We start from the raw sequence: 22,948 nt of genomic DNA on the forward strand, positions 1-22,948 counted from the left end.
GGCCCTTCAGCCTAAATTGTCTACCTATAACCTATAGCTTATCACCAAAGCTACGATGGCCAATATACAGACGATCCCCAATGCTATTCTGGTAGATTTTATCCTAAATTCATATTTTGCATTTTGTGATACCTCAGGCCACATAACACATATAACGCCTTTAATAAGAGCAAGCCATGCAATGAGAGTGATAATTACAGGCCAACTTAAGACCCAAACGTTATGCAAAATCACTGTTGGTAATGACACTAATATTGATACAATCCCATACATAAGCTGAAATCCCCTATTCTTAACCATTATAGTCTTTACTTCATGAAGAACTGATGGTCGAGCAAAAAACATGAATGTTACTATAACTGTAACCCATCCCCAATACTGAGCAAAAAAAATTGTTGTGTTCATCTTAATTTCCTCCTCTTAAATATTTTATAGACCAAAGTGGTCTGCATTGTTATTATAACACCGTAGACCACATCGGTCTACGGTTTTTAAAAAAATTTTAGATTTTAGTAAATATAAAAAGAGAACTATCTCACTTCACACTGATAACTGGATACCCCCGATGCTTGGAACTATATAAAGATCTATTTATACTATATAATATTTTTGTAAAGTTAGCGCGATACTTTGTCAACTTAATCGTATATATAATGACACTGTTTAAAGAGATGGATGGAGGTGACGGTTTGGAGGATGACGTATTTATTAAAATCTATAAAGAGTATTTCCCTTACGTTTATAAATACCTTTATGGGCTTACGTATAATCATCAGACAGCAGAGGATTTGGCACAGGAGGCCTTCGTTAAGGCGCTGTGCGTTCTTCAATTTCCTAATGAAAGTATCAAATCCTGGTTACTGACCGTTGCCCATAACCTCTACGTCGATTATGTTAAGAAAAACAGGCGATTGGATTTTCGGGAAGATGATATGTTAAATCAAACAAAGGCACAAGACTTTATTGACGAACTAATACTAAAGGAAAGTACCAAATCGGCTTTTGAATTAATTCATCAGCTTCCTGAAAATCAGCGTCAGGTAGTGCTGCTATGCTTGGTAAATGAACTTTCATATCAGCAGGCAGGAGAGGTCTTAGGAATAAGTGTTTCAGCAGTGACAAATTTGATTTACAGGGCTAGAAAAACTCTTAGAACTTTAAGGAGGAGTATTAATGAGTAATGATTTTGAGGAGAAACTGCAGCTATATAAAAAAGGCAAGTTGAATCAAGATGAGATAGCACAAATAGAATGTGATATCGATAAGTTCATTGCCATATCAGATTATCTTAATAACGATGAAATGGATTTTTTAGAAGAGATGAAGCAGAATACGCCGGCAGGCAACGTAGATGATAATAGAATTGCTAAATTGTTAAAACGCAGAGTAAATCTAAAAATTATCATGCTAACAGCATTTTCGTTTTTTTCCGCTTTGGTAATCTTTATTTTTATATACTTTACGGCATCAAAGATTACTACGTCCTGGTTTGGATTAGATTATAAGGAAGCATACGTAAAGAGAGAAATAATGGTTCAATTATCACAAATGTTTCAGCCCAAATATAAATCCTATAGAAGCGGCGTAGATACATCAAATTTTGCACAACAAAATATCAAAGTTTCCCTTGAAAATACCATCGGAAACACTAAAATAGATGAAACCGAGATAAGCGTTAGATATAGTTTTGGCAAACCTGTCAAATCAAGAACAACCGTAGTGCCTCCATTAATATTTGAAGATTTTTCTCATTTTGTTGCTCATGAATCTGATTCTATATCTGGTTTTAAAGTCCTGGAAAATGCACCTAAAGGTACAAAGGCAAAAATATTTGTTGAGTTTAATAAAGCTTTAACATCTCAGCAGATAAAGGAGAATTTTATAAATAAAATAAATAATATAGATACCGCACCTTTAGATATTACACCTATAGCATCAATCGATTCAAAGTTTGTATTAGCAAACCCTTCATATTACCAGGTTAGATCCATTTTCCCATATGATGCTAATAACACTAAGCAACTCGAGGGTAATGGTTTAAAGCAAAATCAATATGAGAATATGGACGATGAGGCTCACAAAGAATCTTTAATCGGCAACCTCAATCTTATAAAGAGCAACCTAAAGCTGCTGCAGTCAATGTACCATGAAGATATATTCAAAAATATTAATATTGATGATATGATTAAACATGTTGAAGATAATGGTGCCGAATATGTTGGTATGTATATTTCTGCAGATAGCAAAGAACTATTAAACCTTAAAAGCAGTCCACTTATTCACTGTATGGGAATTGAGAATATAGTTATATGGTAAAGCTAATTATAATTTATAGAGAGGATAAATGTCAGAGTTTATCCTCTTTTGCTTAGATAAGCATAATGTATAAATTATAGTATAGAAGCTCGATTTGAAAAAGCTTTTCTCTTTTTATTATGTCACCCCAGTATTTCTACATAGCCTTCCGTTCCGTTCACCCGAATCCTCTGACCATCTTTTATTAGTTTTGTAGCATTTTCCACCCCTACTACTCCTGGAATACCATATTCCCGTGTAATAACAGCACCATGAGTCATCAGTCCACCTACTTCAGTTACCAAGCCTTTGACAGATACAAATAGCGGTGTCCAACTAGGATCAGTAAATGCTGTTACCAATATGTCACCCTCTTCTATTATTGCATCATCTACCTTTAAGACTACTCTAGCTCTGCCCTCTATGACACCTGATGAAACCGGTACACCTGCTAAAGCGCCCTGTGGAATATTGCCGATGTTGTATTCTCCAGATATAATTTCGCCCTCCGAGGTCATTACTCGAGGTGGTGTGAGCTTATCATAAACCTCGTAATCCTCTTTCCTTTTGGTTATTATACTGTAGTCTAACTTATTTGTTCGAACTACTTCACAAAGCTCCTCAAAATACAGATAAAAAATATCCTCTTTCTCCTTAATGACACCATTTTTCACAAGAACATCCGCTTCCTTTAGAAGAGCATTTTTATAAATTTGAAATCTTTTTATGAAGGAATATTTAGGGTACTCTCTAAAGCCAATCACATTTCGTAAAACACTTATCATGTGCTTTGTCTTTTTGGATTTTCGTTTTCCACCGGGTAATTCTTCTAATCTTCTTAAAAACTCTCTTTCCTTTTCTTCTGCTTCTTTTCGACCCTGATCAAATTTTGTTATACTTGAATGCACCTCATTGCTTTTTATATTGCTTATAATCATAGGTATGATTGCTGTAGGCTTTTCAATCCAACGAGATTTTGTAATATCAATTTCACCAGGGCAACGCATACCATATTTTTTAAGAAATTTTTCCATAGAACCCCATACCAAATCCCCACCTTTGATCTTACTTAAATCCCTCATAATAGTGTTATCATTAGCATGGTTGAGATATTCCATTACTTCTGGATATTTACGGACTATATTAGCCACATCTAGAAGTTCAAGACCCATTTCCGAGGTAACATTATTAAATACTGATTTAGATAGTGCATCAACAGCACTCTTTTCACCTAACCATTTTTCCATCTTCTTATTAATCCAATTGCTAACAAGACCTCCTACCGCCATCAAGCCCATATTTTGGGGTCCAGTCAGAACTGATTTCAAATCCTTGGTATCCTTTAAAATAAACTCTAATAGTTCGACTCCTGTTACCATTTCTATTTTTTGCTCCATATCCTTTATGAGATCTTCATTGTATGAAATGGTATCCTCAGCCACCCTTACATCATTTTTTCGATATGCTTTAATTGCAGGTTTTAGCCATCCTACGACTCCTGAACTCATATTTATAGATCCCTTACCTTTAGGCAAGGTCTTCACAAATTCCTTTCTATCCATTAAATTTACTAGGGCATTCTTCATCAAGATATCAGCATTGCCAGTACTTGTGAGTAAGACCTTTCTTCCTATAGGTGATGCTAGGTCATATGTTCCATCTATAAAAAGTCTCCCCCCTGCTGGTGTTAAATTTTGCCCAAACCAAAATGATAACATTTGACAGAAAGACATCCCTAGAGGCTTTATGGTATCTGTCATCATCTGTAGATGTCCCATAGAGACATATATACGATTCTTTCCGTCGTTTTGTGGTACAGGGTATAGGGTAGTAATAGGACGACTCTGAACAATATAGAATTTTCCTTCAGCTAAGCACCATTCAATATCTTGGTGGCTAGCAAAATGTTTCTCAATTCGTCTGCCTATATCTGCAAGCTGTAAAATCTGTTCATCTGACAATGTTTGAACATTTCTCATATCTTCTTCAATTTCCTGTTCCCGGGTACCACCATCTTTTAATGTGTATATTGCTATTTTTTTTGTAGAAATCTTTTTATCAATTATAATTCCATCACGCAATTTATAGATATCGGAATTTACTAAACCCGATACCAAGGCTTCACCAAGTCCAAAACTTGCATCTATAGATAACACTTTCCTGTTAGACGTGACTGGATCCGCTGTAAACATAATCCCTGAAGCTTGAGGGAAAATCATCTGCTGAACCACGACCGCCAAAAATACCTTCCTATGATCGAAGTTATTTTGAATACGGTAAATAATTGCGCGTTCTGTAAATAGGGATGCCCAGCATTTTCTTACATGTTGAACAATTGCATCCTTCCCAAATATATTTAGATAGGTATCCTGCTGCCCCGCAAATGAAGCTGTTGGTAGGTCTTCGGCAGTAGCACTTGATCGTACTGCATAAGCGTGTTTTTCCCCAAGCTTTAATATATTTTCATTTATTGTTTCCTCTATTTCCTTTATAACCTCTACTCCCTCTATGAGATTGCGAATTTTTTCACTTAGTTCCCCTATCTGCCCTCTTTCAATTACCTTTAGCTGTGATAACTGATTCAAGAGTACCTCTAACTCATCGTTAAGTTCTACTGTTCTTTTGTAAGCCTCTACTGTAACACAAAAACCTTTTGGCACCTGTATTCCAGGGATTTTTGATAATTCTCCTAAATTAGCTCCTTTACCTCCTGCCTCAGGCACATTAGTACTGTCAATTTCATTAAGCGATAAAACATACTTACTCATAGAACTCACCCCTTTGTAATTTTTGAACTAATGCATTGTATTTATTTCATAATACATGATACAACAGGATTCTGCAATATTATTTTTGAAATCATTTTATTGATATATTTCAAAACTTATAGTATTCTATTCTTGAGGTGAGTTATATATGGATGGTTTTGAACGACGTACAGAACGAAAAAAAGAAAATATCCTCAAAACAGCATTCGAATTGTTTTCTACTTATGGTGTACAAAGAGTTAGCATAGCTGAAATAGCGAAAAAGGCAAGGGTGTCCCAGGTCACTATTTATAACTACTTCGGAAGTAAGGATGAACTTCTAAAGGATGCCATTTTATCACTTCTTAATAAACGGCTGCAGGAAGATATGGAAGTGATTGAAAGCGATCTACCCTTTCCTAAAAAAATTGAGACTTTTATCTCTGAAAGAACTAGTGAATTATCGGCAATGAATCCTGATTTTCTTAAAACAATGAAGTCAGAGGACCCCACTATCAGACAGATTGCTGAAGATTTTACTAATAATAGATATATTCCCTTGATATTAAAACTAATAGAAAAAGGTCGTGAAGAAGGATATATTCAGCATAATATTTCCAATCAAGCTATACTAATCTATATTAATATGTTTAGAGAAGGCAAACGCTCAGATTCACTCCTTAACCTTAAGCACAGCAGGGATTTATTCAAAGAACTAGTCACACTATTTTTCTATGGTATCTTTGGTAAGGCTATAGACAAACAATAATGTATATTAAAAAATTAAAACCTCCCAAGGCTAAAGCCGCCCTTGGGGGGGTTAAATTTTTGATTCCTTAAAAATACAACATCATGTATGGAAGCCTTTTGTCATGTTTAGAAACTTCGTATTTCTAGATGTGTTGTATATAAAAATATATCATATAATTTAGCAACTTTTTATATAGCCTCATTATAATTTAATAATTCTACACGTGTTGAAACTCCTCGAAGTGCAATTAGGTGTATTTGTTCATTTATAGTCGTACAGCAATCAGGTAGTATCTTTACACTATATTTTTCTGCTTCTTTAGAAATAGCAGTGAAAATAACACAATTTTGTGTCATCATTCCACATACAAGAATTTCTTCTACTCCAAGCTGTGATAATACTTCCCCTAAGTTTGTTTTATAAAAGCCATCTGCAAACCTTTTTATAACTTTCTTTGCATTTGGAGCAGCTTTTAATATCCTTTGATGAATTTCTGCTCCTTTGGAACCTTCGGTAAAAAGTGTAGAACTAGCATCTGAAGCATGTTGAACTAAAATTACAGGGATATTATTAGTATTGGCTTTTTCAATAGCTTTTTCCACATTATTTAAAGTATTTTCAGTATTCCATAATGGAAGTTTGCCATTTTCAAAGTAATCATTTTGTATATCAATAACTATAAGGGCTTTTTTCATTTTTATAACCTCCTCAATTTAGCTTTATTTAAATTTATCTTATTCTAATTAATTCATGAAAGTTTACTGTATTAATAATAGCATGGATTATTTCATTATAAAATTACCCACTTTTTTGTGTGTATTACTTTTATATATTTAATTAAAATTAATAAAAAAACATTAATGCTTTAATCAGCACTAATGTTTTTTATTTGCTCATTTAAATATTCTCGTCCTACTTCCTGCATAATTTCTAAAGCCTTTATTATTTTACGGCCCCTATCTTCTGTCAAGAAATACTCTACCCTAAGAGGATAACCTTGATACTGAATCTTGTCTACTAGCCCAAATTCTCTTAATTCGTTTAGTTGCTGCAGTAGCATCTTTTGACTTATTCCCTTTATGTCCTTTTCCAACTGAGATAAGGACGTTTTACCATGATACTTTAATTGCCAAAGAATAACTGTTTTCCATTTGCCTTTTAATATATCGTGTGTAATTTCTAATGGACATGTGTATTCTTTGCGAAGCTTCATATAAATCCCCCTCCACAGTTAATTCGAATCCTTATAAGCATATTTCTATTTCAATTCAATTTCAATCTTAAATTCCAAAGTTTCTTTTGGTTTCAACACTAAAACATTTCCTTTCTTAGAAGCTATATCAATACTGTCATAATAGCCATTTGTAGGTTCAAATGCACAGTTGTAGTCTCCTCTAAATCTCCCTTCAGTAACCCAAAAACCAACATAGGGAAGCTTTTCTTTATTGAAATACACGTTATAAGTTACATCTTTAGATGGATAATAAGCACCGCATTTTCCTTCCTTAACTGCTCCATGAGCATAATACTTCTCTTCATTATTTGAAGTTCTATCAAGCACTCTATCTAAATGAATGTTGTTTCCACTTTCATCCTTTGTAACAGGATAAGAATGTACTTTAGAAGCTTCACCAAGATATTTACTTTCATGTACATTTATAACCTTATCAGTTCCCTTTGGAAATAAAAGCTGCATATCTTTTTCACAGTTTATAAGACAATGCATTGCCCATATACATGGAAATTCCGTTTCTCCCAAGTTTTCTATATTATATTCAACTACTACCCTATCACCTTGTAAATATATAGTTTTCTTGTAATCATAATTTAAAATAGCACTTTTATATTCCAAAGCTACTTTTCCATTTTCAAGTTTATAATCAAACTTTGCAGTCCATATTTCGCCATGATCTGGATAAACTACATTTTTGTCATTTATAATTACATTGCTTTCATCAATTGTGGGAAAAGCATCATCAAATCCTGAGGCATCAAACTCTTGGAAGGATGAATATAATTGTGGGGTTTTATAAACTTGCTCTTTGTTTTGAAATAGAAGTTCAAACTCCTTATCTTTTCTAAAAATTGAAGCTATTTTCCCTCCTAGTTCTGGAATCACTATAACTCTTAAGAAATCATTTTGGATTTTAATGGCACGGCATTCCTTAAATCTTATATTTGAAATCATTATTTTCTCCTTTATTCTTAAGAATATATTTCTTCAGTTCCATCACCAATGCCGCTAAGGTAAAAGCTTGGCTCATATCCCATTTTATTTTTATAATTTTCTGTAACTATACAAGTAAAATTATTTACTTCAGCCTTTTTCACAATAGCTATAGCACATCCCCCAAAACCTGCACCAGTCATTCTTGCGCCAAGACATCCCTTAACTTTTAACGTTTCAGAAACAATGGTATCAAGTTCCTTACCTGAAACTTCATACAAATCTCTAAGGGAATTGTGAGACTCTGTAAGAAGTTCTCCAAATTTTTCTATTTTACCTTCGTTAAGATACTTATAAGCTTCCTTCGTTCTCTGGTTTTCATAAACTGCATGTTTGGCCCTTTTTCTCACATTATCTTCTTTAATTAGCTTCTCCATTTCATTAAATTCTTCTGTACTTAACTGGCAAAGAGCATTTATTTGCTTTTGTGTTTGAAGTATTCTTAAAGCTTCTTCACATTCTGCTCTTCTTTCATTATATTTTGATTCATTTAAAGCTCTTCTCTTATTCGTATCTAAAATTACAAGATAATTATCTTTAAGATCTACATTGCAATAGTTATACTTTAATGTATTACAATCTAATAATATGGCTTTATTTTTCTTGCCCATCCCTATAGCAAACTGATCCATTATACCGCAATTTACTCCTACAAAGGTGTTTTCTGCCCTCTGACAAAGCTTCACAAGTTCAATCCTATCTAGCTTTCCTTCATTAAACAGGTTATCAATAATCACTGCCATTAGCACTTCAAGGGATGCAGAAGAGGATAAACCAGCACCACTAGGAATATTTCCGCTGACAAGTATGTCCATGCCATAAACCTTATATCCCCTTTGCATCATTTCTACTATTACACCTTTTGGATAATTAGCCCACCCATCACTTTCACTGAACTTTATTTCATCAATATCAACTTCTACTTTTAAATTGAAGTTTGTTGAAGCAAAATTTATTTTTCTATCGTTCCTTTTACGAGCGCAGCCATAGGTTCCAAAGTCTAACGCACAGGGCAGAACATATCCCCCATTATAATCTATATGTTCTCCAACTAAATTTACTCTTCCTGGAGAAGTAAATGTTCTCATTTCTCCGCGCCCATAAAGCTTTCTAAATTCCTCTTTTAATTCATCAATCTGCATACCTTATCCTCCTCTACATCCCTTCAAAGTTTACCGTATTTACAAACTTTATTAACCCTTTAAATCCTTCTTCATTCCTTTTGTAAACTCCAGCATCCATAAGAACATTTAAAAATTTGTACCCCACTTCATCTTTAATTATTTTGCTGCTTTCCTCGTTACTGCAGCTTGTTCCATATTCATAAATTAACTCTTCTATCCATGACATATGTTTATATAATGAGCAATTTTTATCCTTTTTCATTTCATCAGTAAGCTTTACCCTTCCTTGAAGAATTTTTTCTATTTCTTTAAGCTCTATATTAAGTCTCGCAGGAAGCACTGCTAATCCCATAACCTCAATTAACCCTATATTTTCTTTCTTAATATGGTGAAGATTTTTATTAGGATGAAATATTCCATCTGGATATTTATCCGTTGTCCTATTATTACGAAGAACTAAATCCATTTCAAATTCACCATGTTTATTTTTTCTTGCAATAGGCGTTATAGTATTATGATTAATAATCTTTCCGTTTCCCTTAGTAAAAGCAATAATGTCTAACTCTTCGTCACTATACTTACGCCATGAAGTTAAAATCTTTGATGAGTACTCAATAATCTTATCTACATTTTTCGAAGATAATCTTATGACAGACATAGGCCATTTTACAATTCCTATCCTAATTTCTTCATCTTTTCTTGAAAAGTAATATTCAATAGGCGCCTTTTCCATTGGAAAAGTATGTCTTCCTCCTTGAAAATGCTCATGGCTGAGTATTGATCCGCCAACTATGGGTAAGTCTGCATTTGACCCCATAAAATAGTGCGGAAACTGTTCTATAAAGCTAAACAATCTACTAAATGTTTTATTAGAAATTTCCATAGGAACATGCTCTTCATAGAAAAGAATGCAGTGCTCGTTATAATAAACATAGGGAGAGTATTGTAAATACCACTGCTCAGCATTTAAATTTATGGGAATAACCCTATGATTTTGTCTTGCAGGATGATTAATCCTCCCAGCATACCCTACATTTTCAATGCATAATAAGCATTTGGGATAACTTCTTTCAGGCATCATTTTAACCGCTGCTATTTCCTTAGGATCTTTTTCAGGTTTAGATAAGTTAATTGTTATATCTAAACTTCCGTAATCCGTTTCTGTATTCCAGTATAAATTTTGTGATATTCTATCCATTCTTATATAATTAGATGCCTTTGAAAGCTCATAATACTCAGCGGTAGCATATTCTGCACCCTTATTTTTATAAGTATTAAAGAAATTCTTAACAACCTCAGATTGTCTTGGCATAAGAAGTCCCATGAGTTTTGTATCAAATAATTCCCTATATGTTACTGTGTTATCTTGTAATAATCCTTTATCTATAGCATAAGCTAAAATATTATCTAGGATTTTCTGTGGTGTTTCTATGTCTTCATTAGGTATGTCTGAATGTAAATATTCATCCACATTGAGTAAATCAATTAAGGCATTCCTTGAAGGTATGATATCTATCTTTTCAATCATTTTATGTTTTAATGCAAATTGTAATAATCTATCAATTTCTAGAGAAATATTGATTTTCTTCATATAAACATCCATTCCTTTCCCTATGTTTAATGAAAAAGGTCTCAGGAGTAAATACTTAAGTATTTTAGATTTCTATTTACTTTAAAACCCCATTACCATACTTATGTATTAAAGATTCATAAATTTTATGATTAATATTTTTATTTAATTCATGTTATAATTATAACAATGATATTTAGTTTCTAACTATTAAACTATTGCACTTCTTCCATGTTGATGGTAAAATATAACAATAAGGGTATTATCTGGGGGGATTATAAATGAAAAAAGTAGATAAGTATTGTATAGGTGAGGTAGAAGAAATTTGTAATATTCCTAGAAAAACATTGCGCTATTATGATTCAATAAAATTGGTTGTACCTGAATTTAGGGATGAAGTAAATAACTATAGATATTATAGTAAGAACCAAATGGTAACATTATGTATAATTCGTAAACTAAGAATGTTTGGATTTACATTAGAACAAATCCAGCAAATTGTAAAGGATAATAAAACTGAAACCTTTAAAAAAAGTATAGAATGCAAACTTTTAGAAATATCTGATGAAATAAATAAACTTCAAAAAACATATTACGATGCCTATACCTTTTTGGAAAGGCTGAAAAAAGGAGCAGACATCATTTCCTACTGCGATAAAGAGGATGCTACTTGCAAAAGTATACACATTGAAAAAATTCCTGAAATCGATTTAGTGTTTACTAAAAAAGTAATGAAAAATTATTCAAATTCAGAGGTTTCTTTAGAAAGATGGATGGAAATAACTGATTTATGTAGTAAGCTGCAGCTAAAGAGTAAGGGATCAATTGTTGTTACATACCATTCAAACCCTCTTGAGCAGTTTTTGTTTAAGGATTCAATCGTTGAATTTGGAATGTGCATAGAATCTCCTATTGAATGCGATAATTGCAGAAAGTTTGGAGGTTTTACTGCGGCTACTACTACTCACGTTGGAAATTATTCGAATATTATAAATACTCATATAGAAATGATACAGTGGATTAACAAAAATGGTTACGAGATTGCCGGTAATATATCTGAAGAATTTATTATATCACCTCTTGATGTAAATAACGTAGACGAGCATATTACAAAAGTAATAATCCCAGTAACAAAAATTGATTGCGAAAAGAAAAAATAGGCCCTATTCTTGCTTTTAAATGATACCCCTTGGGTAGTATTATTCACTAACTGAAATTACTACGAAGCTAATAATGATTTTGACGAATCTCTGCTTTGTAGCATATTCACTAACTGAAACTACTACCCCTTTTTAATTATGCCTTTTAATGATAACGCAAAATTTCTGAAACTTCTTTTCTTCTTGGGGCCTTTGGCTCCTCTGCTGGATATCCACATGCAACCAATACAATAATCAATTCGTCTTCCGGCAAATCAATAAATTTTGTAACTCCTTCTTCGTCAAAAGATGCCATAATTACAGTCCCCAGTCCCAATTCTTCTGCTGCAAGGCAAATATTTTGACATGCAAGTCCAGTGTCAAACATCTCCCATGTCGCTCCTTTAGCTGTAGAAGTAGAGCCATCTCTTTCGTAACCAGAGCGGTTCTTTACAATAGAAAGAGCCAGAAGCATTGGAGCATTTTCAACAATGTGTACATTTTCAGGTGCTACCAAAGTACTCGCAATTGTCTGAATCTCATTGTCTTTTTCAATAACTGTATATCGAACAGCTTTACAATTATTCCAGGATGGAGCCCACCTTGCACAATCAATAAGCTGCTCTATCACTTCATGTTCTATCTTACGTGATTTATATCTACGGATGCTTCGTCTTTTTTTAATAGATTCTATTACATTCATATTAATATGCCTCGTAAACAAACTGAACTACTGTTGATAATGGTGGATCAGGTAGTACATCAATAGAACTTGGAAATTCTGGATTTTCAGGAACTTCAATAATCTTGAAAGAACGAACCTCGATTAATGCACGGTTTTCATCTATGCTTTTAATTCTTGCAATATACTCCATGTAGTCACCTGCATGTGAAGGGACATAAAGGCGAACCTTCTTTACTTCAACACAATGACCTGTGTTTCCAAATACTTTTGCCATAAGACGATTTGCTGTATCATTCATAAGTGTGATGTTTCTTGCTCCGTTTACAACTCCCCCACCATAAAATACGTCACGGTCTGACATTCTATAACGATATGTTACTGTTTGTTGTTCATTCATAGCATAATTCTCCTTTATTCTATATTTTCAGTTTGCCTGTTTTTTAAAGCCTTAATTTATTCTGGAAAATCTTCAAGTGGGCGCCATGGATTAATTACTGCTCCATCTGGCTGTTCTCCACGCTGTAAGTGCTTCTTAACTACAAGGCGAACATTTCCTTCTGTACAAAGTACGGGCTCGTCAAACCAAACCATATCTCCTGGTTTATAATCTGTCTTACCTTCACGGAAAGCTGGTGTAGCAAGCTTGAAAACTTCGATTTTACAGTCACGAGATGTGTTTCCTACATGTGTAAGAGTTGCTTTGAAGTCAACCATATCGCCTACATAAATATCCTTGTAACATTTAACATCATGATATCCAAGACAAAGTGACTCATCACCATCACATAAAATCATTTCTTCTGTTTCAACGTCTCCTATGAAATCAAACTGACGTCCAATTGGCACTAATCCATCTGGATTATTGGCATCTGCTGTTGTCATATTATAGCTTAAAAAAGATACTTTTCTCATTATGATACCCCCTATTTTTCACGTGACTGCCTGTTAAAGCAGTCACGTTCTATATTGCTATATACTTAACTTAACTTATATTACTCCTTCTGCCTTAAGCTCTTTAAGTTCTTCTGCTGTAAGTCCGAAAACTTCTGCATTGTGTTGTCCGAGCATTGGAGATGGAGTTTCTACGCTACCTGGAGTTTCTGAAAGCTTTATAACACAGCCCTGGAAATACTGGTCTCCTGCTGTTGGGTGCTCACAATGCACCATCATTTCACGAGCCTGAATATGTGGATGCTCTATTGCTTCCTTAATATTTAGTACTGGACCGCATGGAATTCCTGCGTCATCCATTATATCTTCTATTTCTTTCTTTGAGTGCTCCTTACACCAGCTGCGGATTAAGTTTTGTAATTCTGGTATATAATTTTCGCAGCGCAATACGTTTGTTTTATAGCGAGGATCTTCCATAAGTTCTTCATGTCCTATAGTTAAGCAGAATTTCTCGAATAATCTATCATTGCCTACTCCAAGAGCAACAAAACCATCCTTGCAATCAAATATATCAAATGGAGCTATAGATGGATCCACATTTCCGTTACGTTCTGGTATAAAGCCACCTACCGTGTAATTTACGATTGCATTTTCAAGTAAACTAAAGATTGTATCAAACATTGCTACGTCAACATGCTGACCCACACCTGTCTTCTCACGGTTGTAAAGAGCTAAAAGTACACCTACTGATAAGTAAATACCTGCAACGTGATCTGCAACCGAAGGCCCAACCTTTACAGGATTCCCATCCTTAAAGCCTGTAAGGTTAACCATACCACCCATAGACTGTGCTACGATATCATAGCAAGGACGGTGTGTGATTGGTCCATATTGACCGAAACCTGATCCTGAAGCATAGATAATATTTGGATTAACCTTCTTTACAGATTCATAATCAATACCAAGCTTCTTTGTAACACCACCCTTATAGTTCTCAACCAAAACATCAGCATCGCGAACAAGCTCATAGAACATCTGTCGTCCTTTTTCAGATTTAAGATTAAGAGTGGCACCTTTTTTATTACGGTTTACAAAGCTATAAAAACCACTTTCACCGCTCTTTTCATCAATTGGTCCCCATTCACGGCACTGTTCACCGCCAACTGGTTCTATTTTTATAACATCTGCGCCATAGTCTGCTAATATCATTGTACAAAATGGTCCATTTAATGCTGAAGTAAGGTCAACTACTTTTATACCTTCAAGTGCTTTTCTCATTTATAACTCCCCCTATACCTGTAATTTATTAATATGTCTCGTAAACAAACTGAACTACTGTTGATAATGGTGGATCAGGTAGTACATCGATAGAACTTGGGAATTCAGGATTTTCAGGAACTTCAATGATCTTGAAAGAACGAACCTCAATTAATGCACGGTTTCCATCTATACTTTTAATTCTTGCAATATACTCCATGTAGTCACCTGCATGTGAAGGAACATAAAGGCGAACCTTCTTTACTTCAACACAATGACCTGTGTTTCCAAATACCTTTGCCATAAGACGATTTGCTGTATCATTCATAAGTGTGATGTTTCTTGCTCCATTTACAACTCCGCCACCATAAAATACGTCACGGTCTGACATTCTATAACGATATGTTACTGTTTGTTGTTCATTCATAACACAATTCCCCTTTACTCTATATTTTTAGTTTAACTCTTTTCAAGCCTTAATTTATTCTGGAAAATCCTCAAGTGGGCGCCATGGATTAATTACTGCTCCGTCTGGCTGTTCTCCACGCTGTAAGTGCTTCTTAACTACAAGTCGAACATTTCCTTCTGTACAAAGTACAGGCTCATCAAACCAAACCATATCTCCTGGTTTATAATCTGTCTTACCTTCACGGAAAGCAGGTGTAGCAAGCTTGAAAACTTCTATTTTACAGTCACGGGATGTGTTTCCTACGTGTGTAAGAGTTGCTTTAAAATCAACCATATCCCCTACATAAATGTCCTTATAACATTTAACATCATGATATCCAAGACAAAGTGACTCATCACCATCACATAAAATCATTTCTTCTGTCTCAACGTCCCCTATGAAATCAAACTGACGCCCAATTGGCACTAATCCATCTGGATTATTGGCATCTGCTGTTGTCATATTATAGCTTAAAAAAGATACTTTTCTCATTATGACATCCCCCTAATATTTTATATTATTTAGATGCTTGCAAAATTCTACAAGCATCTATTTACCTAAGTTTTAAGCCGTTAAACTTCTATATTTCCCTCTACTGCTGCTTTGTTTTTTGAGAATACTATATAGCCAATAAGTCCGGCAGCTACTGTCCATGGGAACCATGCAAGCTTTTCAGATGCTAGTGGAAGGCTCTCATAAAATGTATTCAAAAACCCTAAATTTATATTTAATTTAACTCCATAAGTGTAAACGGTATCTAAGATACCAAATACCAATGCTGTTATCATTGCATAACGGCATAGGTTTAAGTGTCTTCTATTTTGGTTATTTGGCATTAATGAATAATATATAACGAGTACAATAGCTGCTGGATATATACCATCAAGTATTGGTCCTAAGATTGTAAGTATTGAAGCAAGACCCATACATCCAAAGAGTGTACTAAAAATCAAGACTGCAATAGATGCCTTCTTATAATCAATCTTTCCTCCTGTTACATCCACAAAGAACTCAGCGCATCCGGAAGTCATACCGATTGCTGTTGTAAGGGCTGCAAAGAATAGTGCAATTGAGAATAAGATTCCCCCTAAATGTCCAATAAGTTTAGTAGCAACTGCTGTATAAAGAGCTGTGTAACTTAAATCAATTGTGCCCCCTGTAGAAGCACCTATTAACATGTGACAAAGGTGTGTCATGCTTAGCATTGCTATACCAACAACGCCTACTCTGATAATATTTTTACTCATACGTTCATCAGAAACACCTTTTTGTTTAAGTCCATTTAGGATAACAACACCAAATATTAATGAACAAAGAATTTCTGCTGTTGCATAACCATTTGTGAAACCATAAGCAAATGCTGAACCTGGATATGACTTTGCAACTGGCTCTGCAATTGGCGTAATCATTCCCTTACCTACAACGATAATAACAATGATAATAAGGAATGGGAACAGAATTTGTGAAATACGATCCATTGTCTTTCCGGGGCTCATTAAGAACCAATAAGTTACCAAATAAAATAATACAGTAAATATTATCAGAGGTAATCTTACTTCTGGGTTCAAACCAAAAGCTTGTACTATAGAGTCCCAAGCCGCTGCACTCATACGAGGAATAGCATACAGAGGTCCAAGCACAACAATAGTTATGATTGTATATGATATACCTAGTTTCTTTCCAAGTACGCGTCTGGTAATTTCATTATAAGTACCCTTACCTTTTGATAATGCAACATAAGCAAGTAATGTAAGTAATAAAGCTGTTATAAATGCTCCAGCAAATGCAAGCCATACAGATGAACCACTTTCTTTACCCCAGTTTACTGGCCATACCATACTCGATGCACCAAAGTGCATTGAAAAAAGTGCACCACCCATTAAAAATAATGCTGGTAATTTCAAGTCCCCATTCTCATTTAAATTATTGTTCATACACATCCCCCCTAATACTATTATATTAATTACATTTATTGGAAAGTCAATCCCATATTTGATATTTTTTTAACGTATATTCACAAATGGGCACCTTAACTGTGCCCCTAGGGTAAGGTTAGTTATTTATTGTTTTTTGTGTTTGTAATTTCCTCAATCATCATTGGAACAATCTTAAATAAATCTCCAGTGATACCATAGTCTGCACAGTCAAAGATTGGAGCCCCCCCATCCTTGTTTACTGCAATTATTAATTCTGAATCCTGCATACCTGCCTTGTGCTGAATTGCTCCAGAAATACCAAGGGCAATATAAACTTTGGGATGTACAGTCTTACCTGTCTGTCCAACCTGATGATCTGCCGAAAGCCAGCCAGAGTCAATAACAGCACGACTTCCACCTACAACCCCGCCGCCAAAAGCTTCTGCAAGCTTATGTGCAAGCTCGATTCCTGCCTCAACATTTTTACCGATACCACGACCTACAGAAACGATAACCTCTGCACCAATTAAGTCAATCATCTGTTTTGCTTCTTTAACAACCTTAAGAACCTTAGTCTTTATTTCACTTTCAGAAATAGAAACAGGATATACCTCTATTTCACATTTATCTGCCTTAGCCTTACTAAACTCTGCCTTCTTCATAACTCCTGGACGTACAGTTGACATACAGGGCCTGAAACGTGGGCAGATGATTGTTGCCATAAGATGTCCTCCAAATGCTGGACGTGTCATCTTTAAGTTCATATCCTCCATCTGGAAGGTTGTTTTGGATAAATCAAGTGTAGAAGATGTTTCAAGAAAATCAACATACTTCTCCATGTCAATATCAAGGTGTGTGCAGTCTGCTGTAAGACCTGTATGCAAACGAGCTGCACAACGTGGCCCTAAATCACGGCCAATGTTAGATGCACCAATTAAAATAACTTCAGGCTTCCTCTCCATTGCAACCTCACAAAGCACCTTTGTATATGCATCTGTTGTGTAAACATTTAACGCAGGATCATCACATACAATTACCTTGTCTGCACCGTATCCTCCAATTTCCTTAGCAACATCTTTTATGTTGTGTCCAAGAAGTATGCCGATAAGCTTTGAGCCGCGTTCGTCAGCCAGTTTACGACCTTCAGAGATCAATTCGAAATCAGTATTCATTAATTTTCCATTACGCTGTTCACAAAATACCCAAATATCATTGAATGCACTTATATCGGAACTATTAAACATCATATTTCCATGTCTCCTTTCAAATTATATAACGTGGTCACTTTGTAATCTGCCTACAAAATCTGATATTGCCTCTCTGTTATCACCTTCAAACATTACACTGACACCCTTCTGTGGTGGTGTGAATGACTTGAATATGTTAGTAGGTGATCCTTTAAGCCCAATTGTGTCAATCTCAATTAACGGCTCGTCCTTAAGTGCTTCGAAGTCAAGGATGGTAAGTGGTTTCTTATAACAATTTATAATACCGTCTATAGTCATATAACGAGTAGGAACATTATTGTCTTTTATACATGTGATAAGACATGGTGTCTGAACCTCAAGCATCATATAGCCATCTTCAAGCATACGCTTTACAACTAGAACATTATCTTTCTTATCAATTTCAGCTGCATAAGTAACCTGAGGAATATCAAGCTTTTCTGCAATCTGTGGCCCAACCTGTGCTGTATCTCCGTCAATTGCCTGACGACCACAGAGGATAGTGTCATCTTTACCGATTCCAAGATGTGTAATTGCTGCTGCAATAATCTGTGATGTTGCAAATGTGTCAGAGCCGCCAAACTCGCGTGAAGAAATTAAAACAGCATCATCTGCACCCATTGCAAGAAGCTCACGAAGCATTCCTTCTGCTTGAGGAGGCCCCATTGTTACTGCTGTTACCTGGCATCCAGTTTCATCCTTAAGTATAAGTGCCTGCTCCATTGCGCTCATATCATCCGGATTAGTGATACTTAACATAGAAGCACGATTCAAAGTTCCATCTGGATTTACAGCAACCTTTCCTGAAGTATCTGGAACTTGTTTAACACAAACGTAAATTCTCATTATTCCTACACTCCTTTTTTATTTACTCATCACTGCTCTGGAGATAACTACTTTATGAATTTCTGAAGTACCTTCATAAATTTCTGTAATCTTAGCATCACGATACATACGCTCTAATGGATAGTCCTTCATATAGCCATAGCCTCCATGGATTTGGAGCGCCAAATTTGTGACAAAACGTGCATTTTCAGAAGCATTAAGCTTACACATAGCAGCCTCTGTTGTAAAAGACTTCCCAGCATCTTCAAGATATGCAGCATACTGTACAAGAGTTTTTGCAGCCATTGTCTTTGTTGCCATATCAGCGATATACCACTGAATACCTTGTAAATTTGCAATTGGCTTACCAAACTGTACACGCTCATTTGAATACTTAATAGAAAGGTCTAAAGCGCCTTCTGCAACTCCCACAGCTTGAGCACCTACCCCTATACGCGCTCCATCAAGTGCCTGCATTGCAATTTTGAACCCTTGTCCTTCTTTTCCAAGAAGGTTAGCAGCTGGAACACGGCAATCTTCAAATACAAGTTCAGCCGTTTCAGAACCGGCAAGTCCCATCTTTGTCTCAATTTTACCAATACTAAAACCTGGCGTACCTTTTTCAACTATGATTGCTGACATTCCCTTTAATCCCTTATTAGGCTGTGTAAGTGCAAATATTATAAGTATATCCGCACGGCTGCCCCCAGATATAAAGCATTTTGTCCCATTTAATATATATTCATTTGTTTCAGGATCAAAAATAGCCGTCGTCTTTGCGCATCCTGCATCAGAACCAGCATTTGGCTCAGTAAGTGCAAACGCTCCTAAAGATCCGCCCTTTGTAAGCATGGGAAGATACTTTTGTTTCTGCTGTTCACTACCATATTTAGAGATAGCTTGAGGTGCAATTAAATGAATTGATAAAATCGCTGCAGAAGACATACATTTTTTTGCAAACTCCGAAACAGCTATAACCTTTTCCAATGCACCACCGCCAGAACCTCCGTACTGACTAGGAACACCAATCCCTGTAAAGCCTAGTGCTGCCATCTTTTTTAAATTTTCCGCTGGAAAAGCATGCTCAAGGTCAACATCTGCTGCAACTGGTTCTAATTCATTTTCAGCAAACTGCTTAGACAACTTTTTAATCATTTCCTGTTCTCTGGTTAATGAAAAATCCATACTTTCTTCCATCCTTTCTTTTAATATACAAGTAGAAACATTTCTAGAAATCATATTTAACGCATAGGTTTTCATGTTTCAAACCTATTTTTAATATTTTTTTACTATCCTTCATATAAAACTTTACTTTATACAGTTGGTGGAAGGTCAATAGACTTATGGAAATTTTAACCACAAGTATATCCTATTTTCTCATTAAGCCCTCCAGCCACTGTAGAGAAGGAAAAAAGGAGCCCAAAAGAATTATTTCTCTTGGACTCCTTTGAATCTTAATTTAATTATTTATAGCCGTTATCATTAGTTTAGAACTACCATCAGTAGATGCAATTCCATTAATCCACATATTGTAATTACCTTCTCCAAACATAACTCCCTTGTAGTTTGCAAACATATATTTTGAGGATGCATTAGTCATTACTTGTTTATACTTAGAATTGAAAATCAAATCATAATTCTTAATGAATTCAGCTTTATTTTGTATTTTTCTAGTCTTATCATTTATTTTAACATTAATTGGATAATTTATTTCTCCAGCTAACTTTTCTTTATTATCATTTATTATATAACTTTGAATTTTGCTAGCAAATTTCTCTACATCTTTATCACTTATTTCACCTACTGCTACTGCATATCTTTTTCCATATTCACTTCCAGGAAGAATACTCTTAAGGGATAAACTAAATGGGTAGTTTATTTTTCCATCTCCACTTATCCAAGTTCCCTGGATTTTATCTACTGTGTCCATAGTCCCTTTAAATATCCCTGTATTCTTACCTGATTTATCATATTCATATAGTATAATTTCTTTTTCATCTGCTTTACCTTTTAACTTAATTTCCTTCCCCTGTTTCTTATAAAAATATGAGCCAACTATTTCATTTGGTAATGGATAAATGCTCATTTGAATTAAAAGGTTGTTATTTATAGCACCTTGGTAATCATAATACCCCTTTTGAAATTTACCTTTTGACATATCTAAGTTTTTATATTCATTTTGTAAATCAGCTAGACTTTCACCGCTGCCATTGCTTGAAGCTTTTAAAGCTTCATTAGTTGAATTATTAGTAACTTCTTTATTTGTACTAGATGTATTATCTGCCTTTTTTAATTGATTACATGCAGTAAGCGAAGCTACCACAACAATTATAGATAATATCCTCATAAATCTGCTTTTAATCATAATAAAATTTCTCCTTACATATAAATTTTTATCGTAACGTAACATCTATAATTTTACTTTGAATTTGAACATGATTACTGTCTACCCATCTAACATCCCTATCTTCTCCATAATCTCCAAGGTAAATACGCTGATTTTTCTTAAATATATAACAGTATTTTTTTGCTAAATCTACACGAGTAGAACCACCTAAGCCGCCTTGGTCTATAGAATAAACTTCAACTTGCTGCTTATTATTTGGAGAATTTATTGTCTTCACTAATGTTGTAGATGTAAAAAATAATCTTACAAACAAAGTAAATGACATCATAACTAGAAGCAAAATATATGAAATAGCAGAAAAAATTTTAAATACTATATGGCACTTTTTAGCGCAAAGCAAAGGAAATATAAGAATTAGAGGTAACGCAATAAAATGATCAAGATATGCTACAAATATAACTAAGAAATTAAATATTATAAATACCCCATGGTGAATTCTTAAATCATACTGTTTACGAATAGTTAAAATACCTATAATTGATAAAGCAACATATATTCCATAATAAATATTTTGTGCTACATTGGAAATAAAATAAACTTTATTTAAAGTTAATATAGTGCAAATCAACAGTGCTATTCCTAAGACCCAAATTTTTTCTTCAATTATATTTTTGAAGTCCATTTAGTCCCCCTTATAAATTGTTAACATCTAAGCATATTTGGTTAAATGAAAATATCAAATTAAACTCAACCCCTTACAATATAATTTCTTAGCTGTTCACTATGAATATATATCCTATTCTAACACTTACTGTAAGATCATTAAAGTATACTTCTATATAAAAAGGACACCTGCAATTATTTGCAGATGCCCAAAATATGCTTTTTCTAATTTTCTACTTCTTTATTAACAACTTTGAAAAGCCAGGCTCCACTCCACTCACATGCATATCCTAATATACCGCCTAGTACAAGTGAAGGTAATACAACTTTCCAATCTCCATTTGCAGCAAAAGTTGAGAAACTTCCAAAGAATGTTCCTGGTATATATTCAAGCCATTTACTTTTTGCTTGAGCACACATACCAAAGGTTATTACAACTGTCATAATGGCTCCTGCTGCTGGAATATCTAGCACAGGAGTTAATTTTATTGCAATCATGGCCCAAATTACTCCAGTTATATTTGCAATAATAGATTTTTTTAATCCTTCCCTTTTTCCTCCCGCCGCAAAGAAGCTTGTGCACCCGGAAAATCCAGCCCATCCTAGAAGACCTACTATCCCAGCTACATAAACCCAAACTCCACAAAGAACTGCTGTTGTTAATGAAAGTGCTATTAAAGAACTCATCTGTCACCTCTGATTTAAATTAATGTCTTACTATTCATGAAGCATTAGTTGATTTTATTTGTACAAATTTCTCTAAACTAATTCTTCCCTGAACAACCCTATAAGTATACATTAATGCCATTCTAAGTTCAACTCCTGATACTCCATTTA

The 22,948-nt window shown here is 34.5% G+C and carries 24 protein-coding genes; 4 read left to right on the plus strand and 20 right to left on the minus strand.

Features of this window, described 5'->3' with window-relative positions; translation table 11 throughout:
- Positions 1-24: 24 nt before the first annotated feature.
- On the minus strand, positions 25-405 hold the full coding sequence (locus BSD9I1_RS10835; protein WP_186430310.1) for a hypothetical protein: 381 nt from the start codon (positions 403-405) through the stop codon (positions 25-27).
- Positions 406-689: 284 nt separating this feature from the next.
- On the opposite strand from BSD9I1_RS10835, the gene BSD9I1_RS10840 reads away from it, so the two are divergent.
- A complete protein-coding gene (locus BSD9I1_RS10840; RefSeq protein ID WP_186430311.1) occupies positions 690-1,181 on the plus strand; it encodes an RNA polymerase sigma factor in 492 nt (163 codons plus the stop codon).
- On the plus strand, positions 1,174-2,316 hold the full coding sequence (locus BSD9I1_RS10845; RefSeq protein WP_186430312.1) for an anti sigma factor C-terminal domain-containing protein: 1,143 nt from the start codon (positions 1,174-1,176) through the stop codon (positions 2,314-2,316). The genes BSD9I1_RS10840 and BSD9I1_RS10845 overlap by 8 nt, the downstream gene beginning before the upstream one ends.
- A gap of 122 nt (positions 2,317-2,438) precedes the next feature.
- Here the strand turns inward: BSD9I1_RS10845 and ppsA are convergent, their stop codons facing one another.
- On the minus strand, positions 2,439-5,063 hold the full coding sequence (gene ppsA / locus BSD9I1_RS10850; protein ID WP_186430313.1) for a phosphoenolpyruvate synthase: 2,625 nt from the start codon (positions 5,061-5,063) through the stop codon (positions 2,439-2,441).
- Positions 5,064-5,211: 148 nt separating this feature from the next.
- Between ppsA and BSD9I1_RS10855 the strand changes: the two genes are divergently transcribed.
- A complete protein-coding gene (locus BSD9I1_RS10855) occupies positions 5,212-5,811 on the plus strand; it encodes a TetR/AcrR family transcriptional regulator (protein ID WP_186430314.1) in 600 nt (199 codons plus the stop codon).
- A 170-nt stretch (positions 5,812-5,981) separates the two neighbouring features.
- Here BSD9I1_RS10855 and BSD9I1_RS10860 read toward each other — a convergent pair whose 3' ends face one another.
- The 5 genes from BSD9I1_RS10860 to BSD9I1_RS10880 all read right to left on the minus strand — a co-directional run bounded on the left by BSD9I1_RS10860 (position 5,982) and on the right by BSD9I1_RS10880 (position 10,735).
- A complete protein-coding gene (locus tag BSD9I1_RS10860; protein ID WP_186430315.1) occupies positions 5,982-6,488 on the minus strand; it encodes a cysteine hydrolase family protein in 507 nt (168 codons plus the stop codon).
- Positions 6,489-6,658: 170 nt separating this feature from the next.
- Entirely contained in the window at positions 6,659-7,006 is a 348-nt protein-coding gene (locus BSD9I1_RS10865) for a helix-turn-helix domain-containing protein (protein WP_186430316.1), read from the minus strand.
- Between the two features lie 45 nt (positions 7,007-7,051).
- A complete protein-coding gene (locus tag BSD9I1_RS10870; RefSeq protein WP_186430317.1) occupies positions 7,052-7,981 on the minus strand; it encodes a DUF5107 domain-containing protein in 930 nt (309 codons plus the stop codon).
- Positions 7,982-7,998: 17 nt separating this feature from the next.
- Positions 7,999-9,162: a galactokinase gene (locus tag BSD9I1_RS10875; protein WP_186430318.1), complete on the minus strand. Its 1,164-nt coding sequence runs from the start codon at positions 9,160-9,162 to the stop codon at positions 7,999-8,001.
- A 13-nt stretch (positions 9,163-9,175) separates the two neighbouring features.
- The gene (locus BSD9I1_RS10880) at positions 9,176-10,735 is read right to left on the minus strand and encodes a UDP-glucose--hexose-1-phosphate uridylyltransferase (protein ID WP_186430319.1); all 1,560 of its coding nucleotides are present in this window, start codon (positions 10,733-10,735) and stop codon (positions 9,176-9,178) included.
- A gap of 260 nt (positions 10,736-10,995) precedes the next feature.
- Between BSD9I1_RS10880 and BSD9I1_RS10885 the strand changes: the two genes are divergently transcribed.
- Positions 10,996-11,874, plus strand: a complete 879-nt coding sequence (locus BSD9I1_RS10885; RefSeq protein WP_186430320.1) for a MerR family transcriptional regulator — start codon at positions 10,996-10,998, stop codon at positions 11,872-11,874.
- Between the two features lie 145 nt (positions 11,875-12,019).
- Here BSD9I1_RS10885 and BSD9I1_RS10890 read toward each other — a convergent pair whose 3' ends face one another.
- The 13 genes from BSD9I1_RS10890 to BSD9I1_RS10950 all read right to left on the minus strand — a co-directional run bounded on the left by BSD9I1_RS10890 (position 12,020) and on the right by BSD9I1_RS10950 (position 22,798).
- Positions 12,020-12,556 (minus strand): nitroreductase family protein, encoded by a 537-nt coding sequence (locus BSD9I1_RS10890; protein WP_186430321.1) that lies wholly within the window; start codon positions 12,554-12,556, stop codon positions 12,020-12,022.
- 1 nt (position 12,557) lies between these two features.
- Positions 12,558-12,935 carry a hotdog fold domain-containing protein gene (locus BSD9I1_RS10895; protein ID WP_186430322.1) on the minus strand — a complete coding sequence of 126 codons (378 nt, stop codon included), beginning with the start codon at positions 12,933-12,935 and terminating at the stop codon, positions 12,558-12,560.
- Between the two features lie 56 nt (positions 12,936-12,991).
- Positions 12,992-13,450, minus strand: a complete 459-nt coding sequence (locus BSD9I1_RS10900) for a beta-alanyl-CoA:ammonia lyase (RefSeq protein ID WP_186430323.1) — start codon at positions 13,448-13,450, stop codon at positions 12,992-12,994.
- A 75-nt stretch (positions 13,451-13,525) separates the two neighbouring features.
- On the minus strand, positions 13,526-14,707 hold the full coding sequence (locus BSD9I1_RS10905) for a CaiB/BaiF CoA-transferase family protein (protein ID WP_186430324.1): 1,182 nt from the start codon (positions 14,705-14,707) through the stop codon (positions 13,526-13,528).
- Between the two features lie 28 nt (positions 14,708-14,735).
- Positions 14,736-15,113, minus strand: a complete 378-nt coding sequence (locus tag BSD9I1_RS10910) for a hotdog fold domain-containing protein (protein ID WP_035305337.1) — start codon at positions 15,111-15,113, stop codon at positions 14,736-14,738.
- Positions 15,114-15,167: 54 nt separating this feature from the next.
- Positions 15,168-15,626, minus strand: coding sequence for a beta-alanyl-CoA:ammonia lyase (locus BSD9I1_RS10915; protein ID WP_186430323.1), 459 nt, complete (start codon positions 15,624-15,626; stop codon positions 15,168-15,170).
- Positions 15,627-15,706: 80 nt separating this feature from the next.
- On the minus strand, positions 15,707-17,068 hold the full coding sequence (brnQ, locus tag BSD9I1_RS10920; protein ID WP_186430325.1) for a branched-chain amino acid transport system II carrier protein: 1,362 nt from the start codon (positions 17,066-17,068) through the stop codon (positions 15,707-15,709).
- Positions 17,069-17,190: 122 nt separating this feature from the next.
- The gene (gene acrA / locus BSD9I1_RS10925) at positions 17,191-18,297 is read right to left on the minus strand and encodes an acryloyl-CoA reductase electron transfer subunit beta (RefSeq protein ID WP_186430326.1); all 1,107 of its coding nucleotides are present in this window, start codon (positions 18,295-18,297) and stop codon (positions 17,191-17,193) included.
- Between the two features lie 21 nt (positions 18,298-18,318).
- On the minus strand, positions 18,319-19,122 hold the full coding sequence (acrB, locus tag BSD9I1_RS10930) for an acryloyl-CoA reductase electron transfer subunit gamma (protein ID WP_186430327.1): 804 nt from the start codon (positions 19,120-19,122) through the stop codon (positions 18,319-18,321).
- 18 nt (positions 19,123-19,140) lie between these two features.
- Positions 19,141-20,286: an acryloyl-CoA reductase gene (gene acrC / locus BSD9I1_RS10935; protein WP_186430328.1), complete on the minus strand. Its 1,146-nt coding sequence runs from the start codon at positions 20,284-20,286 to the stop codon at positions 19,141-19,143.
- A 274-nt stretch (positions 20,287-20,560) separates the two neighbouring features.
- Complete coding sequence (locus BSD9I1_RS10940; RefSeq protein ID WP_186430329.1) at positions 20,561-21,466, minus strand: hypothetical protein; 906 nt, start codon at positions 21,464-21,466, stop codon at positions 20,561-20,563.
- A gap of 28 nt (positions 21,467-21,494) precedes the next feature.
- Complete coding sequence (locus BSD9I1_RS10945; protein ID WP_186430330.1) at positions 21,495-22,130, minus strand: DUF5412 family protein; 636 nt, start codon at positions 22,128-22,130, stop codon at positions 21,495-21,497.
- Between the two features lie 206 nt (positions 22,131-22,336).
- Positions 22,337-22,798 carry a DUF1097 domain-containing protein gene (locus BSD9I1_RS10950; RefSeq protein WP_186430331.1) on the minus strand — a complete coding sequence of 154 codons (462 nt, stop codon included), beginning with the start codon at positions 22,796-22,798 and terminating at the stop codon, positions 22,337-22,339.
- Positions 22,799-22,948 lie beyond the last annotated feature (150 nt).

Source organism: Clostridium sp. BSD9I1, from assembly GCF_900185645.1.
GTDB lineage: Bacteria > Bacillota > Clostridia > Clostridiales > Clostridiaceae > Clostridium_AK.